This window comes from Thalassovita sp. (genome assembly GCF_034670005.1).
Classification (GTDB): domain Bacteria; phylum Pseudomonadota; class Alphaproteobacteria; order Rhodobacterales; family Rhodobacteraceae; genus Thalassobius.
Genome location: NZ_JAXMOH010000002.1, coordinates 56,809 through 72,959, shown reverse-complemented (window position 1 = coordinate 72,959; position 16,151 = coordinate 56,809). Strand labels below are relative to the sequence as shown.

General features: G+C 57.3%; 17 protein-coding genes and 1 pseudogene. 10 read left to right on the top strand and 8 right to left on the bottom strand.

From position 1 onward, the window contains the following. Nucleotides 1-98: 98 nt before the first annotated feature. The 3 genes from VOI23_RS04280 to dusB are packed head-to-tail and all read right to left on the bottom strand — an operon-like array spanning nucleotide 99 to nucleotide 3,546. On the bottom strand, nucleotides 99-1,469 hold the full coding sequence (locus VOI23_RS04280) for a sigma-54 dependent transcriptional regulator (protein WP_323782080.1): 1,371 nt from the start codon (nucleotides 1,467-1,469) through the stop codon (nucleotides 99-101). Further along, nucleotides 1,469-2,566, bottom strand: a complete 1,098-nt coding sequence (locus VOI23_RS04275) for a two-component system sensor histidine kinase NtrB (protein ID WP_323782077.1) — start codon at nucleotides 2,564-2,566, stop codon at nucleotides 1,469-1,471. Before VOI23_RS04275 ends, VOI23_RS04280 begins: the two co-directional genes overlap by 1 nt. Beyond that, a complete protein-coding gene (gene dusB, locus VOI23_RS04270) occupies nucleotides 2,563-3,546 on the bottom strand; it encodes a tRNA dihydrouridine synthase DusB (RefSeq protein WP_323782074.1) in 984 nt (327 codons plus the stop codon). Before dusB ends, VOI23_RS04275 begins: the two co-directional genes overlap by 4 nt. Nucleotides 3,547-3,751: 205 nt before the next feature. Here dusB and VOI23_RS04265 point away from each other — a divergent pair, with 205 nt between their 5' ends. The 4 genes from VOI23_RS04265 to VOI23_RS04250 all read left to right on the top strand — a co-directional run bounded on the left by VOI23_RS04265 (nucleotide 3,752) and on the right by VOI23_RS04250 (nucleotide 7,182). Then, nucleotides 3,752-4,891, top strand: a complete 1,140-nt coding sequence (locus VOI23_RS04265; RefSeq protein WP_323782071.1) for a bifunctional 2-C-methyl-D-erythritol 4-phosphate cytidylyltransferase/2-C-methyl-D-erythritol 2,4-cyclodiphosphate synthase — start codon at nucleotides 3,752-3,754, stop codon at nucleotides 4,889-4,891. Beyond that, entirely contained in the window at nucleotides 4,888-5,379 is a 492-nt protein-coding gene (locus VOI23_RS04260; protein ID WP_323782068.1) for a phosphatidylglycerophosphatase A, read from the top strand. Before VOI23_RS04265 ends, VOI23_RS04260 begins: the two co-directional genes overlap by 4 nt. Then, complete coding sequence (locus VOI23_RS04255) at nucleotides 5,376-5,849, top strand: CinA family protein (protein ID WP_323782064.1); 474 nt, start codon at nucleotides 5,376-5,378, stop codon at nucleotides 5,847-5,849. Before VOI23_RS04260 ends, VOI23_RS04255 begins: the two co-directional genes overlap by 4 nt. 154 nt (nucleotides 5,850-6,003) lie before the next feature. Then, entirely contained in the window at nucleotides 6,004-7,182 is a 1,179-nt protein-coding gene (locus VOI23_RS04250; RefSeq protein ID WP_323782062.1) for an ammonium transporter, read from the top strand. Between the two features lie 88 nt (nucleotides 7,183-7,270). On the opposite strand, the gene VOI23_RS04245 is transcribed toward VOI23_RS04250, so the two are convergent. Both VOI23_RS04245 and VOI23_RS04240 read right to left on the bottom strand, forming a co-directional pair. After that, a complete protein-coding gene (locus VOI23_RS04245) occupies nucleotides 7,271-8,380 on the bottom strand; it encodes a calcium-binding protein (RefSeq protein ID WP_323782059.1) in 1,110 nt (369 codons plus the stop codon). Between the two features lie 122 nt (nucleotides 8,381-8,502). Continuing rightward, nucleotides 8,503-8,949, bottom strand: a complete 447-nt coding sequence (locus tag VOI23_RS04240) for a type II toxin-antitoxin system RatA family toxin (protein ID WP_323782056.1) — start codon at nucleotides 8,947-8,949, stop codon at nucleotides 8,503-8,505. A 69-nt stretch (nucleotides 8,950-9,018) separates the two neighbouring features. On the opposite strand from VOI23_RS04240, the pseudogene hpt (VOI23_RS04235) reads away from it, so the two are divergent. Next, nucleotides 9,019-9,565, top strand: a pseudogene (gene hpt, locus VOI23_RS04235) (hypoxanthine phosphoribosyltransferase). Between the two features lie 247 nt (nucleotides 9,566-9,812). Here the strand turns inward: hpt (VOI23_RS04235) and VOI23_RS04230 are convergent. Both VOI23_RS04230 and VOI23_RS04225 read right to left on the bottom strand, forming a co-directional pair. Continuing rightward, nucleotides 9,813-11,372 carry a calcium-binding protein gene (locus VOI23_RS04230; protein WP_323782053.1) on the bottom strand — a complete coding sequence of 520 codons (1,560 nt, stop codon included), beginning with the start codon at nucleotides 11,370-11,372 and terminating at the stop codon, nucleotides 9,813-9,815. A 103-nt stretch (nucleotides 11,373-11,475) separates the two neighbouring features. After that, a complete protein-coding gene (locus VOI23_RS04225; RefSeq protein ID WP_323782051.1) occupies nucleotides 11,476-11,922 on the bottom strand; it encodes a type II toxin-antitoxin system RatA family toxin in 447 nt (148 codons plus the stop codon). A gap of 69 nt (nucleotides 11,923-11,991) precedes the next feature. Here VOI23_RS04225 and hpt (VOI23_RS04220) point away from each other — a divergent pair, with 69 nt between their 5' ends. The 4 genes from hpt (VOI23_RS04220) (at nucleotide 11,992) to VOI23_RS04205 (ending at nucleotide 14,182) form a co-directional block, all read left to right on the top strand. Continuing rightward, nucleotides 11,992-12,543, top strand: coding sequence for a hypoxanthine phosphoribosyltransferase (hpt, locus tag VOI23_RS04220; protein WP_323782047.1), 552 nt, complete (start codon nucleotides 11,992-11,994; stop codon nucleotides 12,541-12,543). Then, nucleotides 12,543-12,719: a hypothetical protein gene (locus VOI23_RS04215; RefSeq protein WP_323782044.1), complete on the top strand. Its 177-nt coding sequence runs from the start codon at nucleotides 12,543-12,545 to the stop codon at nucleotides 12,717-12,719. Before hpt (VOI23_RS04220) ends, VOI23_RS04215 begins: the two co-directional genes overlap by 1 nt. 82 nt (nucleotides 12,720-12,801) lie before the next feature. Further along, nucleotides 12,802-13,275 (top strand): cytochrome c, encoded by a 474-nt coding sequence (locus VOI23_RS04210; protein WP_323782040.1) that lies wholly within the window; start codon nucleotides 12,802-12,804, stop codon nucleotides 13,273-13,275. 16 nt (nucleotides 13,276-13,291) lie between these two features. Then, nucleotides 13,292-14,182 (top strand): cytochrome c, encoded by an 891-nt coding sequence (locus VOI23_RS04205; protein ID WP_323782037.1) that lies wholly within the window; start codon nucleotides 13,292-13,294, stop codon nucleotides 14,180-14,182. 196 nt (nucleotides 14,183-14,378) lie between these two features. Here VOI23_RS04205 and lipA read toward each other — a convergent pair whose 3' ends face one another. Further along, nucleotides 14,379-15,332, bottom strand: a complete 954-nt coding sequence (lipA, locus tag VOI23_RS04200; protein WP_323782034.1) for a lipoyl synthase — start codon at nucleotides 15,330-15,332, stop codon at nucleotides 14,379-14,381. A 256-nt stretch (nucleotides 15,333-15,588) separates the two neighbouring features. Here lipA and VOI23_RS04195 point away from each other — a divergent pair, with 256 nt between their 5' ends. Next, entirely contained in the window at nucleotides 15,589-16,140 is a 552-nt protein-coding gene (locus VOI23_RS04195) for a peroxiredoxin (RefSeq protein ID WP_323782031.1), read from the top strand. Nucleotides 16,141-16,151 lie beyond the last annotated feature (11 nt).

The window sequence follows — 16,151 nt, the reverse complement described above, 5'->3', positions numbered from 1 at the left end:
CGCTGCCCTCTTCCTGATGCGCCGCTTTGCGCGACTTACCGCTAATTCTTGTGCTCCTAGGCGCCTTTGACACCCATTTGCAACGTTATGTTGCGGTTTTACATCAACTTGCGTCGGCGTGTCACGCGAATATCCAAATCGTTGATCTTCTTACGCAGAGTATTTCGATTTATGCCTAGCAGATCTGCGCATTTCGCCTGATTTCCGCCGGTCGCTTCCAGCGCGATTTCAATAAGCGGCTGTTCGACTTCACGCAGGATTCGGGCATGAAGCCCCGGTGGCGGCAACATGTTGCCATGCAAGTCGAAATAGCGGCGCAGATGACGCGCGACCGAGGCCGACAGTTTTTCGGCATCGCCACCGCCAAGTACCGGTTCCATCTCGGGCTGATTGCCCAACACCATTTCAACCTCGGACCGGGTAATTTCTTCGGCCCGCGAGGTCAGGACCAACCGCCGCACAGCGTTTTCCAACTGTCGCACGTTGCCCGGCCAGCTATAGGTGCGCATCAGTTCCTGAGCTTCGGGCGACAGACTGCGTGATGGCGCCCCATCGCGTTCTGCACGCAACAGAAAATGTTCAGCCAGCAGCGGAATATCTTCGACCCGTTCGCGCAAAGACGGGACCTGGATAGTGGCCCCGCTGAGACGATAATAAAGATCCTGCCGCATCTTGCCGTTGTCCAGCGCGTCCGACAGATCGCCCTGACTAGTGGCCATGAAGCGCGGGACGTGATCGCCGGGATTGTCCATCATCCGCACGATACGCGCCTGAATATCCGCATCGACATCGCCGATTTCATCGAACAAAACGGTGCCGCCCTTGACCCGGGCCAGAACGCGCGCCGGACCTTCAATATCCTGCAAATCAGCCGCTGTGACAGTGATAAAAGGCAGGGTGCGTCGATCAGAAAAATCGTGGATAGCCCGGGCGATAAGTGATTTACCGGTGCCCGATTCTCCGGCGATCAGCACTGGAAGGTCAGTATTCATCACCCGCGCAACCAACCGGTACAACGATTGCATTGCCGCCGTACGCCCGACCAGAGGCAGATCATCTGGGCGCTCTTTTTCCTGCTCAACCGGGGATGGGGGCACAGCACGCCGGCGCTGCTCCAACGCCTTGGCCGTCCTCTTCATCAGGTCAGGCAAATCGAAAGGCTTGGGCAGATAATCATAGGCTTCCGCCTCGGCCGCCTGGATGGCGGTCATGATCGTGTTTTGGGCGGAGATCACGATGACTGGAAGGCCGGGGCGATCTTCGGCGATCTTCGGCAGCATTTCCAACCCATTGCCGTCTGGCATCATCACATCCGAGATCACCACATCGCCTTTGCCTTCGCCGATCCATCGCATCAGCGTGGTCAACGACGACGTGGCGTGTACTTTGCACCCCGCCCGGGTCAGGGCCTGTGTCAAAACCGTTCGGATCGTGCGGTCGTCATCTGCGACCAGAACTGTACCGTCCATTAGCTGCTCTCCTTTTTATTACGCCGCGTGGGATCGGGCGCCATCGGAAGGGAAATTTTAAACACCGTGCGACCAGGCACGGACTCGACGGAAATCCAACCGTCATGGTCGGATATGATCTTGCTGACCAAAGCCAGCCCCAACCCGGTGCCGTTTTCGCGGCCCGACACAAAGGGGTCGAAAATATCGCCCTTGATATCTTCGGGCAGGCCGGGACCGTCATCTATGATTTCGATCTGAAGCGGCAGGGACTGCCCGGTTCCATCGGCCCGGCGCAGTCGGAAAGAATGTTCGTAAAAAGTGTGCAGGCGGATATTTCCACCTTTCTTATCTGCAGCTTCCGATGCGTTCTTAATCAGGTTAAGAACCACTTGAAGCAGTTGATCGGGATCCCCCATCGCCAGGGGCAGCGACGGATCGTAATCCTCTACGATCTTCATATGCGCCCCGAATCCCAACAGCGCGGACCGACGCGCCCGGTCCAGCACATCATGCACATTAACCGGAACCCGGTGCGGCTCACTCAGATTGCCGAACTGTTCGACCTGTTCCAACAGCTTTACGATCCGGCGGCTTTCAGCCACGATCAGATCGGTCAATTCCATGTCTTCGGCGCTCAGATTCATTGACAACAGCTGCGCCGCACCGGTGATACCTGCCAGCGGGTTCTTGATCTCATGCGCCAACATTTCGGCCATGCCGATGGCGGATTTGGCAGCCGATTTCACCGAATGGCTCTGGGTCATGCGACCTGCCAGTTCGCGCGGTGAAATCAGGAAAATCATATAACCGGGGCGCCCCTGCAACGGCGCTATCTGCAGGTTGCAATGCAATGGCGCGCGGCTGCCGGTGCCGACATCCACGTCGTTGACGAAAAGCGGGGAATTGCTGCTTCGGGCACGTTCGAAAGCTTCTTCAAGCGGCGCATCAATCATGATCCGGTCCCAGACCGGTTCGCCGATAATCGTCTTGGAGGATGCGTTGAGGAAACCTTCAGCCGCAGAATTTATCTCAGTGATCTTGTCCCCGGGATCGACGATCACGCCCGGAATTGGAAGTGACGACCAGATCATTTTTTCTTCGGCATCCTGTATCATGCGACCACGCGCTCCGCTTCTAACAATGCTGTGGGCAAATCAGCGATCACCTGCGCGGGATCGCGTTGCGTCAGGATGGCGCGGCGACGGGATGGCCCGGTTCCGACTTCATCCATGTACCAGCCCAGATGTTTGCGTGCGACGCGCAGACCCAGATCGAGACCATAGAAATCCAGCATCGCCTCGTAATGGGCGATTACCATATCCACCAGATCCTGCCCTTCGGGCACCTGCGGCGGCGTATGGCCAAACAGTTCGGCGGCCACCTGCGCCAGCAGCCAGGGCCGCCCCTGCGCACCGCGCCCGATCATCACCCCATCTGCGCCGGATTGTTTCATGGCCCGACGGGCATCATCGGCCGAACAGATATCCCCATTCGCGATGACCGGGATCGACACGGCGTCTTTTACCGCCCGGATCGCCGCCCAATCGGCGCGTCCCTTGTAAAACTGGCACCGGGTACGGCCATGGATGGTGATCATACGAACACCTGCATCTTCTGCCCGTTTGGCCAACACCGGGGCATTCATCATCGCTTCGTCCCAACCAAGCCGTGTTTTCAGCGTCACCGGCAGGTCAACCGCCTCCACCACCGCCTCGATCAGGGTCAGCGCATGATCGAGGTCTTTCAGCAAAGCCGATCCGGAATAGCCGTTCACCACCTTTTTGGCTGGGCATCCCATGTTGATATCGATGATCCGGGCGCCATTGTCTTCGACCATGCGCGCGGCCAACGCCATCCATTCGGGATCGCGTCCGGCCAGTTGCACAGCGGTGTTGGCCTTTTCAAATCCCAGTTCGGCCCGTTCCCGTACGCCGGGCTTGGCCTGCACCATTTCCTGACTGGCGACCATTTCGCTGACCACCAGACCAGCGCCGAAATCTGCGACCAGATCGCGAAACGGCAAATCGGTGATTCCCGCTAGCGGAGCCAAGAAAACCGAAGGTGTGAGGGTCTTGTCAGCGAGCGTCAGAGACACATGCCTAATCCTTGTGCATTTGCCTCTGGCTACCTCAGTGGCGGAGCAGCATCAATAAATCACGCCCAGTTTTATACCTGCAACTTCATATATGCCTAATATTTAAGCATGCAACCCGAACCAATCGGACGGATTGCCCTTTGGACCCACAGGGCCTATGCACGGATGTGCTGAAAGCAAGTTCATTCCAAGGGACCTAAGCGAGATGAAGACCGCCGCGCTGATTGTTGCTGCTGGCCGTGGCACACGTGCTGGCGGCGGGCAACCCAAGCAATGGCGCGCACTGGCCGGACGCCGTGTGGCGGACTGGACCTTGCAGGCCTTCGTGGACCATGCCGCGATTGATCTGGTGATGCTGGTCATTCATCCCGACGATCAGGGCCAATTGGGGGACTGGGTGAACCATGACAAGATCCGGATATGCTATGGCGGCGCGACCCGCGACGCCTCGGTTCGCAATGGACTGGATGCTCTGACAGAGGAAGTGATCGGGAATGTTCTGATTCATGATGTCGCCCGCCCCTGTCTAAGCTCAGATATTATCGACCGAGTTCTGAAAGCGCTGTACAGCCATCAAGGCGCCGCCCCGGCCCTGCCGGTGGTCGATGCGCTTTGGCAGGGTGCAGACGGATTGGTTCAGGAGATACGGGACCGCGACGGGCTTTATCGGGCACAGACGCCGCAGGGGTTTCATTTTGCAGCAGTGCTGGCAGCGCACCGCACCCATTCGGATCCCGCCGCCGATGATGTCGAGGTCGCCCGTGCCGCCGGAATCGAAGTTGCCATCGTATCAGGCGAAGAAACTAATCTCAAAATTACCCGGCCAGAGGATTTCACCCGGGCCGAAAACATTCTGCGAGGTCAGATGGATATACGATTGGGCAATGGTTATGACGTGCACCGTTTCGGGGATGGCGATCACGTGGTGCTGTGCGGCGTCACCGTGCCGCATGATCGCGGGCTGCAAGGCCATTCCGATGCCGATGTCGGCATGCATGCGGTGACCGATGCGATCTACGGTGCCCTGGCCGAAGGCGACATTGGCCGCCACTTCCCGCCCTCCGATCCACAGTGGAAAGGCGCGGCGAGCGAGATTTTTCTGCGCCACGCCGTCGAACTTGCGACATCGAAGGGCTTTGGCATCGGCAATGTCGATTGTACCCTGGTTTGCGAATATCCCAAGATCGGGCCGCACGCCGCCGCGATGCAGGCGGAAATGGCCCGGATCATGGGATTGGCGCCTGACCGCGTATCGGTCAAGGCCACGACCAGCGAAAGGCTGGGCTTCACTGGCCGCGGCGAAGGCATCGCCGCGTTGGCAACAGCAACATTGGTGAAACCATGACACATCTGATCGCGACCTTTTTCTATGTCGGCCATCTGCGCCCTGCCCCCGGCACCTGGGGGTCACTGGCCGCCCTGCCCGCCGCCTACGCGCTTTACCTGCTGGGCGGCGTGCCGCTGTTCCTGATTGCCACCGTCGCGGTTTTCGGCCTCGGCTGGTGGGCCACAGCAAAGGATACCGCGGGCAAGGACGATCACGATCCCAGCGAAATCGTCATCGACGAAGTCGCCGGTCAATGGATTGCCTTAGCCCCGGCGCTGATCGGTGCTGACATGAACGGGGCGGATGTTTTGGCGCTTTGGCCCGGCTGGGTCACCGCTTTCCTTGCCTTCCGCCTGTTCGACATCTGGAAACCCGGCCCCATCGGATGGGCCGACCGGCGCGGCGACGCCTTGGGCGTAATGCTGGACGATGTCATCGCCGGAGTTTTCGCGGGGATCGTGGTGATGATCGGTGCCGGCATCTCGCACGGGGTGCTGGGGCTATGAGCGCGGCGTCCGACATCCTCGACCGTTATCGGGCCCTCGGACTACATATTGCCGCCGCTGAAAGCTGCACCGGCGGCATGGTGATGGCCGCATTGACCGATGTGCCGGGATCTTCCGACGTGGTTGATCGCGGCTTTGTCACCTATACCAATGCTGCAAAGGTTCAGATGCTGGGCGTGTCGCAAGCCACGCTCGACGCCCACGGCGCGGTGTCGGAACAGGTTGCCCGGGAAATGGCCGAAGGGGCGCTGGCCCGATCCGAATCCAATGTCGCCGTGGCCGTCACCGGTATCGCCGGTCCGGGCGGATCAGACTTCAAACCCGAAGGCCGCGTCTGCTTTGGTATCGCGGTCAAAGGACGCGCTACGGCGACGGAAACCGTCGAATTCGGCCCGCTTGGACGGGCAGAAGTGCGCGCCCGATCTGTTCAAAAATCGCTCAAGCTGCTGTTAAATGCGGCAGACAACTAACGACCATTATTTCGTCAATAGTCAATTTATCAGCCTAATTTGTAATCGTTTTGCGTATTGAGCGTTTTTTAATCGCTCTGAAAACGGATTGCTGCTTTCTTTTGCGGCAAATCCACGATTGATCCGCGCCAACCAACAAAGGAAGGAAGGATCAATGAACGGAGCGGATACCGCATGGATCATCGTTGCGACAGCTCTTGTGCTGTTCATGACGCTGCCCGGTCTGGCGCTGTTTTACGGTGGCCTGGTGCGTGCGCGCAACGTGCTGAGCGTTTTCATGCATTGCTATGCCATCGCTTGTTTAATGAGTGTTTTATGGTTCATCGCGGGCTATTCCATCGCCTTTGGCGACGGCAACGGCTATTGGGGCGGATTGGGCAAGGCCTTCCTCAACGGCATTGATGCCAACAGCCTGTCGGGGACACTGCCCGAAGTGCTGTTCTTTGCCTTCCAGATGACCTTTGCCATCATCACCCCGGCGCTGATCGTTGGCGCTTATGTTGAACGGATCGGCTTTGGCTTTGTCCTGTTGTTTTCGGCTTTGTGGATGCTTTTGGTCTATGCGCCGGTAACGCATTGGATCTGGGGCGGTGGTTTTCTGGCTGACGGCGGCATCTTCGGCGACACCGGAGTAAAGGATTTCGCCGGTGGCATCGTTGTGCATGAAACCGCAGGCATTGCAGCTTTGGTTATTGCCTTTCTTCTTGGCCCCCGGCGCAATCATACCACCCCGCCGCACAATCCCGGTTACGTGATGATCGGGGCAGCAATGTTGTGGGTCGGGTGGTTCGGCTTCAACGGCGGGTCGCAACTGGCCGCTGATGGCGGCGCTGCGATGGCTCTGACCGTGACCCATCTTTCTGCCGCAGCAGCCTCGCTCAGCTGGGCGTTGTGGGAACGGATCAAATACGGCAAAGCTTCATTGGTCGGGCTTGTTACCGGCACCATTGCCGGTCTGGCCTCTATAACCCCGGCCTCCGGCTTTGTCGGTCCAGTGGAGGCGCTGATGATCGGGACGATCGCTGGTATCCTGTGTCAGGAAGCGGTGAATCTCATCCGCAACAAGGTAAAAATCGACGACACGCTGGATGTGTTTGCTGTACACGGTGTTGGCGGCATCTTTGGCACCATCATGATCGCAGCCTTTGGGGCGGGAACCTGGGCGGCGCAGCTGGGCAGCCTGGCGATTGTCGGGGCGTTCACCCTGGTCGTTTCGGTGATCCTTGCCAAGCTGGTCAGCTTGGTGACGCCGCTGCGGGTGGATGTCGAAACCGAAACCAACGGTCTGGACCTGAGCGTTCATGGCGAACGGGCCTACGATCACAGCTCGTAAAGGCGTTTACGCACGGAACGCAGCATGGCCGCCCTGCGGGGCGGCCTTTTCAAGTTGTTCTGTTTTCTGATCTGGAGCTTGCCGTAACCTACCAGCGATCATAGGGCATGAAGACCTCGCCAGCCACAGCGCTGGCCGGAACACCGGTAACCCCCTGCAAAACAGCCAATGTTTCGCCTTCGAACTGGACCAGCGTATCACCCCCAGCTTCCATCAAATCGAGGATGATACCGGCCTCCCAGTCAAGCGCATCGTCCCAATGGGACGGGGGTGTGGTGATTTCATCGAAATGAATGGTCAGGGTCAGCGATTCCGTCTCAGGATCAAAATCCGTAACCGTGACCGCTTCGCCCGGATCCTGTGGCCGAAGGTAAGCATTGAATGTATCGACACCTGCGCCGCCCGTCATGACGTCCATACCATCGCCGGTCAGCGTGTCATTGCCCTCACCACCGATCAGCGTGTCGGCGCTGCTATCGGCGTAGTCCAGCGCATCGACATTTGGGAACCCGGATCCCTCACTGGGGTGGTATTCGACAACATCTCGCACGGAAGAAAGGAAATCATCCCCGTCGCCACCGTCAATCAAATCGGCATCATAGCTTCCCAGAAGGGTGTCGTTACCTCCATTACCGTATGCAATGTCTCCGCCCGTCCCCTGTTCGCCATTGAAGGAAGATGTGCCGAAAAACCAATCCTCCCCTTCCCCCCCCATAAAGGTATCCGCACCGGTCCCGGAAACGACCAGACTGCTGGCATGACCCGCTTCACCCGCGCTCATGTCAATCAGGTCGTCACCGGTGCCCGCGTCCACGATCGTCACGCTGGCTGCGCTGCCTGTCACCGTGTCGTTGCCCGCTCCTGCATCAACAGAGGAAGCACCATCATGCACCTGGATCAGGTCATCCCCTTCGCCAGCGTCCAGCTGTGAGGGATCCACGATGTCCTCATATTGCTGAGATCCAACCGGAAAAATCGCCCACTCCGCCAGAGAGAATTCGTGAATGTGCAGATCACTTACACCTTCCGGGCCATCAGCGCCCGCAATGCTGAGCGTGTCATTCCCCTCGGTCCCGGTGATTGTTTCCCACTGCCCGTCATCCTCTGGCGCAGTATCGACTTCATCTTGCTCCGAACCATCCATCGCCATGGCGGCAATTCCGCCCAACCCCAGAAAAAGAAGAAGAAGAAGTTCCATCCCTTGCCTCACTTTGACATGTGTTTGGACAAGCCTAGCCTACCCGTAGTAGAATAAACAAGGCAGATTTATGAAACTTTCCGTTGAGAAACAGGTATTTTCTTGACCGCAACCCGATCACATCAGGCATAAAGCTGCGCCGCCCGTGCTTCGAACGCCCGCACAATGCGGTGCATCGCCTCGTTGAACACAACGCCGATGATTTTCTGCAGCACCGCATTCTTGAACTCGAAATCGACAAAAAAGGACACGTCGCAACCGCCTTCGGCTTCGGCAAACGCCCAGTTCGACTTCATGTATTTGAACGGACCGTCCAGATATTCGGTGTCGATCTGTTTGGTTTCCGGATGCAAAACCACCCGGCTGCCGAATCTTTCGCGGAACACTTTGAAGCTGATCACAAGATCCGCCTCCATGAGCTGCGACCCATCGCACTGAGCGGTCACACTACGGATCCGTGCCGCCGCGCACCAAGGCAGGAATTTCGGATAAGCCGCTACATCGGCGACCAGATCGTACATCTGCTGCGCGCTATATGGCAGGTACCGGGTTTCGGAATGGGTCGGCATGTCGCCCCTATTTCGCGTGACAATGGGGGACCATTTCGTAGACTGAGCACGAAAATGCAAGGGGGTGTCATGACAGAGCGTCCATAATGTCATCGACGAAATCATCTCAGCCAAGCAGATCGCCGCGCGGATTGAAGCATTGGCGCGCGAAATCGAAACGGAATTCGCCACAACCAACAAACTGATTGTTGTTGGGTTGTTGCGTGGCAGTTTCGTTTTCATCGCTGATCTGGTGCGCGAACTCGACCTGCCGGTCGAGGTCGATTTTCTCGAGGCCTCCTCTTATGGCAATGCAACGTAAAGCAGCCGCGAGGTGCGGATTCTGAAAGACCTGCACGGCGAGATCGAGGGGCGCTATGTGCTGCTGGTCGAGGATATTGTCGATACCGGTTTTACCCTGCGCCATGTGCTGAACCTGCTGCAGGTCCGCAATCCCAAAAAGTTGAAGACGATCGCGCTGCTGGACAAGCCGTCGCGGCGCGAAACCGATGTGCGCGCCGATTGGATCGGCTTTGAAATCCCGGATGAATTTGTCGTCGGCTACGGCATCGACTTTGCCCAACGCAACCGCAACCTGCCGGTGATCGGCAAGGTGCGCTTCACCAGACAGGACTGAGCTATGCTCTGGTTTTTTTTCGCGTGGCCAAATGGGCCCGTCGCCCGCCGAGCCAACAACGGGTCAAGCTGGTGCTTGCCGTGCTGGGGCTGTGCCTGGCGCTCTATGCGGTGGAACGCTGGATCGGCTGGCCGGACTGGATGGAGATCGACAACGGGCGCGGCCGGTTCCTGCGGTGACCTTCCTTGCCAGTCGCAACAAAAAAGGCCGCTGGAGAAGCGGCCTTTTGCGGGTTTCTGAGCAGATCCTACCAGCGGTGATAGGGCAGGAAGACCTCGCCGCTGATTGAGTCCGCCGAAACCCCCGTCGTCCCTTCCAACACCACCAGAGTCTGGCCTTCGAACATCACATGGGTATCGCCATCCACCTCCACCAGATCGGGGTTGAATCCAGCGTCCCAATCTTCGTCATCCACCCAATAATCTGAGCTGGCTCCGATGTCGTCGAAATGGATGGTCACGGTCAGTTGTTCCTCGCCGGGTTCGAAATCAGTGATCACCGCTGCCTCACCATCCTCAGCAGCGCCCAGAGCGGAATAGATTTCGAATGTATCATTTCCGTCGCCTCCGGCCATCACATCCCCGGTGCTGCCGACCAGCGTGTCGTCGCCCGTGCCACCGTCGAGCGTATCAGGCGCATTGTCGATCCAGGAACTAAACGGTGTGGTCGCGAAGTAGGCATAGTCTTCACTGACATCATAGCCCGAGATGAAGTCGTCTCCGGTCCCACCTTCGATTAGGGCCGAGCCAGTGTTGCCCCAGATGGTGTCATCGCCGCCACCACCGTCGAAATGCTCGATACCGTCACCGTCGTCGCCGTAGTCAATAAAAACATCATCACCCGCGCCGCCCAAAAATGTGTCTGTTCCGTCTCCTCCAAAGGCAACAATATCGCTGGTATCACCGGTTGTGCGCATGTCGATCAAATCGTTCCCGGCGCCGCCTGACACCAACAACGCAGCGTCCGCAGTGCCGGTGATAACGTCATCACCTTCTCCGCCATCGACGACGGCCATTCGTTCGCCGAGCAGGATTTGATCATCGCCTGCTTGGCCATAAATGCCATCAATCAAAACGGGTTCAAAGCTGCCACCGTCATTCAGAATGCGGAAGATCGTTACTGTGGAATCATGGTCGAGAATGGCTTGCCCTTCATAGCTGGAAGATGCCTCAGAGGTGTCAATATGGTCGTTTCCGTCGCCACCATAAGCGCGGAGAATGGCGTCATTGCTATAACTGATGGTATCTTCGCCGCCTTCGCCGAGCACCGCAGCTAAATCAAGTCCACCGGCTTCAACCGTCAAATGCTCGTCGGATTCATTGCCGGTCAAAACCTCAACGCTTTCGAAACTCGCGTCAATGTCTTCGGCTTCGACAACCCCATCCGACCCAACATAGCCGAAATGAACTTCCATTAGCCCTTCTGGCGCAGACGAAACCCCCTCAAGAACAATTGACGGTGTCCAAGGCAAGCCCTGAATTTCCAGGTTTTCGTCATCATTCAATTCGAACTGAATATCGGATTGCTCACCAGGATTGCTTTCGAGATAAACACCCACACGATCCACGCCCGCCTCAACACCTTGCGAATCAACAATGATCTCTTCATCACGCCAGCCGTCTGCCAAAAAAACAGTGTCGTTTAAGACCGCAAAGTTTTCAAACGCAGCGTGAGTGCCTTCGATCTCAATATCCGGTTCCTCTTCACTTTCCCCCTCCGCTTCAAATTCACTTTCCCCCTCCGCTTCAAACATCCCCATCAGGGCGGCGACGCCTCCCAGACCCAACAACATCAACAGCACTTCCATAAATCAACCCCTACTAGCAGCACCCACATCCTACCCCCCCCTATAGCTGCGCAACAAGGGGCGAAAATGAACAATGATGCGGGTTGTCGCTGGCGCGGAACGGTTAGCCGTAGAGCACCTCGGCCCCGTCCTCGAAGGCTTTCTCGATGCGGTGCATCGCCTCGTTGAAGACCACGCCGATGATACCCTGCAGCACGGCATTCTTAATTTCGAAATCGACAAAGAAAGACACTTCGCAACCGCCCTCGGCTTCGGCAAACGCCCAGTTCGGCTTCATGTATTTGAACGGACCGTCCAGATATTCGGTGTCGATCTGTTTGGTTTCCGGATGCAAAACCACCCGGCTGCCGAATCTTTCGCGGAACACTTTGAAGCTGATCACAAGATCCGCCTCCATGAGCTGCGACCCATCGCACTGAGCGGTCACACTACGGATCCGTGCCGCCGCGCACCAAGGCAGGAATTTCGGATAAGCCGCTACATCGGCGACCAGATCGTACATCTGCTGCGCGCTATATGGCAGGTACCGGGTTTCGGAATGGGTCGGCATGTCGCCCCTATTTCGCGTGACAATGGGGGACCATTTCGTAGACTGAGCACGAAAATGCAAGGGGGTGTCATGCCAGAGCGTCCATATGTCATCGACGAAATCATCTCAGCCAAGCAGATCGCCGCGCGGATTGAAGCATTGGCGCGCGAAATCGAAACGGAATTCGCCACAACCAACAAACTGATTGTTGTTGGATTGTTGCGTGGCAGTTTCGTTTTCATCGCTGATCTGGTGCGCGAACTGGACCTGCCGGTCGAAGTAGATTTCCTGGAAGCTTCTTCTTACGGGGATGCAATGGAAAGCAGTCGCGAAGTGCGTATCTTGAAGGATCTGCGCGGTGAAATCGAAGGCCGCGACGTTCTGGTTGTCGAGGATATCGTCGATACTGGTTATACGCTCTCTCATGTCCTGGGACTGCTGAAATCTCGCAATCCCAGACGATTGCGGACAATCGCCCTGCTTGACAAGCCGTCGCGCCGGGAAACCGACGTGAAAGCCGACTGGATCGGCTTTGATATTCCCGATGACTTCGTTGTCGGCTATGGCATTGATTTCGCACAACGCAACCGCAACCTGCCGTTTATCGGCAAGGTCCGCTTTGTTGAGGCTAAAGACGGCTGATGCATTGGCTGTTTCGCATGTCGAAATGGGCCCACCGCCCACCGTCCGAGCGCCGGGTCAAACTTGTGCTCGCGGTGATCGCCTTGTGTTTATTGATTTTTGCAATAGAGCGCTGGATCGGCTGGCCGGGCTGGATGACGATTGAAGCCGGCACTGGCCGTTTCCCGCTCCGCTAGCATCGCTAACGATTTTGTGAACACCATTCATGCTTCGCGCCGCTAAGCTGCGAGTGTTTTTCATTCAACAGGAGTTTCGCCAATGAAAGCCATTTCCAAATGTGTTCTAACCGCGGCCTTTATCACCGGGCTCGGCAGCGCGGTGTTTGCTGAAAATGACAGCGCAATCAACAGCGTGATCGAGGCCCGCCAGGGGCAGATGCGCCTTTACGCTCATAATTTGGGCCTTCTGGGCGGCATGGCCAAAGGGGCTATTCCCTATAACGCTGATGCCGCCAAGGCTGCGGCCTCCAGTCTGGTTCTGTTGACCCAACTAGACGCGTCGCGTTTGTGGCCACAAGGTTCGGATGAAATGTCAGCCGACGACACCCGCGCCCTGCCCGACCTGTGGGAAAATCAGGACGATGTGATGAAAAAAGCCGCAGCGCTTTCCGAAGCTGCGGCCGCAATGGAAATGGCAGCAGGCACCAGCCTCGAAGCCCTGCAAGGCGCAATGGGACCACTGGGCGGCGCCTGTGGTGGCTGCCACAAAACCTACCGCGCTCCGGAAAATTGATCCGGGACCGTCGGGGATGAAACGACTGCTGCGATATGGCGTCCTGTTTGCCCTCTTGGCGGGCGCGGCTGGCTGGTGGGCCACCGCGCCCGAACGCGTTTCCGAAGCGCAGTTCGCAGCGCTGAGCGGCGATGCAGCACATGGCGAAACCGTGTTCTGGGCAGGGGGCTGTGCCGCCTGCCACTCGGCCCCACGTTCGGAAGACGCGGAAAGAACGATCCTGTCAGGCGGGCGCAGCTTCATCACCGACTTTGGCACTTTTTACGCGCCCAATATTACACCCGACCCTGAAAATGGGATCGGGACCTGGGAACTGGTCGACCTGGCCAATGCCATGTTGCATGGAACTTCTCCGTCGGGGCAACATTACTACCCGGCCTTTCCCTACACCTCCTATGCAAGAATAAGTCCGCAGGACGTCGCCGATCTCTGGGCTTTTCTGCAAACACTACCTGCCTCCGACATCCCCAGCAAAAGACACGAGGTTGGGTTTCCATTCTCCATCCGCCGGGCTCTGGGGGGATGGAAAATTCTGTTCGGCGGCCCGGCACAGATTCTGTCCGGGACGTTGCCTCCGATGGCAACCCGGGGCCGTGATCTGGTCGAAGGGCTGGGCCATTGCGGCGAATGTCACAGTCCCCGCAACGCGCTTGGCGGGATTGATTACGCCCGCTGGCTCGGTGGCGCGCCAAACCCATCTGGCAAAGGCAGAATTCCCAATATCACCCCCGCGAAACTCCACTGGTCAGAGGCTGATCTGGTGGAATATTTCACGTCTGGCTTCACGCCTGAATACGACAGCGCCGGTGGCGAAATGGCAGAGGTGGTCCAAAATCTGGCTAACCTGCCGCGGGAGGACCTCCATGCCATTGCGGTTTATCTGAAAATCGTGCCCGCGGTAGACTAACCAAAAGGTGCGCCCGTGCCCGGCGTGCAGAATATCTCAGGACAATCCCTGCCGGATTATCCTCAGGTATGCCTCCGGCGGGAGTATTTGCGCCAAGAAGAAACGCCATTATCTCTGCTCTTCTTCTTGGAAAAAATACTCCGGGGGTTTGGGGGCGGAGCCCCCATCCGCCAGTAAAATCGGGCGTTGACTGAAATCAGGCCTGGCCGAGCTTTTTCAGCCGCGCCGCACGCAGCCGGGCGAAATCGTCGCCAGCGTGGTAGGACGACCGGGTCAGCGGGGTAGCCGAAACCATCAGGAACCCTTTGCCATAGGCGGTTTTTTCATAGGATTTGAATTCATCCGGATGCACGAACCGATCGACCGCATGATGTTTTGGCGTCGGCTGCAAATATTGCCCGATGGTCAGGAAATCGATATCGGCAGCGCGCATGTCGTCCATAACCTGATGAACGCCCTGCCGGTCTTCGCCCAGCCCTACCATAATGCCGGATTTGGTGAACATCGTCGGGTCCAGTTCCTTGACCCGCTGCAACAGCCGCAGGGAATGGAAATATCGCGCGCCCGGGCGCACCTCGGGATAGAGACCGGGCACGGTTTCCAGATTGTGGTTGAAGACGTCGGGCTTGGCCTCGACCACCACTTCAAGCACCGAAGGATCGCATTTTATGAAATCCGGGGTCAGAATCTCGATCGTGGTTTTCGGGCTGCGATGCCGGATGGCACGGATGGTCTGGGCGAAATGCTCTGCCCCGCCATCAGTGATGTCATCACGATCCACCGAAGTTATCACCACGTGGTTGAGACCCAGTTTTTGCACCGCGTCGGCGACACGTCCCGGTTCAAACGCATCCAACGCTTCGGGCGGTTTGCCGGTGGCGATGTTGCAGAAGGTACAGGCCCGGGTACAAACCTCGCCCATGATCATCATGGTGGCGTGACCCTGGCTCCAGCATTCGCCGGCATTGGGACACCCAGCTTCTTCACAAACCGTGACCAACTTGTGGTCACGCATGATTTTGTGAGTTTTTTTATAGCCTTCGGAAACCGGTGCCTTGACGCGAATCCATTCGGGTTTCTTGGGCTGGGCATTATCGGGGCGATGCGCCTTTTCCGGATGCCGTTGCTGGGGGATTTTTAAATCGCGCACGGGGTCTGTCCTGATGTTTTTCAATCCATACTATAATTCTTCGACGCCAGAACCGCCAGAGCCGCATAGCCGCCATGCAAATCCCTACTGGCACAACGCTGCAGGCGCGGCATTTTTCAACGTTATCACGGCTCTAATCAAACCAATACCATGATTTGTCACAGTAATACTTACAATGCACCCGCAGAAACAAATTGCCGTCAGTTTTAGAATGATTATTAATTGGGGCCGAACCAACAAAAAGGATTCCCAAAAAATGCAAGCTGGCCTGAAACTGCCCGACGTTACCTTCCACACCCGAGTACGCGACGACTCCATCGGCGGCTCGAATCCCTTCCGTTGGCAGAATATGACCACCGCAGATTATTTCTCCGGCAAGCGGGTGATCCTGTTTTCGCTGCCCGGAGCGTTCACGCCGACCTGTTCAACCTATCAGCTTCCCGGTTTTGAAAATAATGCCGGAAAATTTCAGGACCTTGGTATCGACGACATTTACTGCATGTCGGTGAATGACAGCTTCGTTATGAACAAATGGGCCGAAGCTCAGGGTATTGCCAACGTCAAGGTGATCCCCGACGGATCGGGCGAGTTTACCCGCAAGATCGGCATGTTGGTCGCCAAGGACAACTTGGGCTTCGGCATGCGGTCGTGGCGCTATGCCGCCATCGTTAACAATGGCACCGTCGAGGCCTGGTTCGAAGAACCCGGTCGTGCCGATAATCACGGTGAAGACCCCTATGGCGAAAGTTCGCCGGAAAACCTGATGAAATATCTGGAAACCGCAGCATCCGCCGTGGCCGCAGAATAAAAAAAACCGAG

Bases quoted from the DNA above. Each gene is read 5' to 3' on its own strand.
- VOI23_RS04280 (WP_323782080.1), bottom strand. From the start codon at position 1,469: ATGGACGGTACAGTTCTGGTCGCAGATGACGACCGCACGATCCGAACG.
- VOI23_RS04275 (WP_323782077.1), bottom strand. From the start codon at position 2,566: ATGATACAGGATGCCGAAGAAAAAATGATCTGGTCGTCACTTCCAATT.
- VOI23_RS04265 (WP_323782071.1), top strand. From the start codon at position 3,752: ATGAAGACCGCCGCGCTGATTGTTGCTGCTGGCCGTGGCACACGTGCT.
- VOI23_RS04260 (WP_323782068.1), top strand. From the start codon at position 4,888: ATGACACATCTGATCGCGACCTTTTTCTATGTCGGCCATCTGCGCCCT.
- VOI23_RS04255 (WP_323782064.1), top strand. From the start codon at position 5,376: ATGAGCGCGGCGTCCGACATCCTCGACCGTTATCGGGCCCTCGGACTA.
- VOI23_RS04250 (WP_323782062.1), top strand. From the start codon at position 6,004: ATGAACGGAGCGGATACCGCATGGATCATCGTTGCGACAGCTCTTGTG.
- VOI23_RS04245 (WP_323782059.1), bottom strand. From the start codon at position 8,380: ATGGAACTTCTTCTTCTTCTTTTTCTGGGGTTGGGCGGAATTGCCGCC.
- VOI23_RS04240 (WP_323782056.1), bottom strand. From the start codon at position 8,949: ATGCCGACCCATTCCGAAACCCGGTACCTGCCATATAGCGCGCAGCAG.
- VOI23_RS04230 (WP_323782053.1), bottom strand. From the start codon at position 11,372: ATGGAAGTGCTGTTGATGTTGTTGGGTCTGGGAGGCGTCGCCGCCCTG.
- VOI23_RS04225 (WP_323782051.1), bottom strand. From the start codon at position 11,922: ATGCCGACCCATTCCGAAACCCGGTACCTGCCATATAGCGCGCAGCAG.
- hpt (WP_323782047.1), top strand. From the start codon at position 11,992: ATGCCAGAGCGTCCATATGTCATCGACGAAATCATCTCAGCCAAGCAG.
- VOI23_RS04215 (WP_323782044.1), top strand. From the start codon at position 12,543: ATGCATTGGCTGTTTCGCATGTCGAAATGGGCCCACCGCCCACCGTCC.
- VOI23_RS04210 (WP_323782040.1), top strand. From the start codon at position 12,802: ATGAAAGCCATTTCCAAATGTGTTCTAACCGCGGCCTTTATCACCGGG.
- VOI23_RS04205 (WP_323782037.1), top strand. From the start codon at position 13,292: ATGAAACGACTGCTGCGATATGGCGTCCTGTTTGCCCTCTTGGCGGGC.
- VOI23_RS04195 (WP_323782031.1), top strand. From the start codon at position 15,589: ATGCAAGCTGGCCTGAAACTGCCCGACGTTACCTTCCACACCCGAGTA.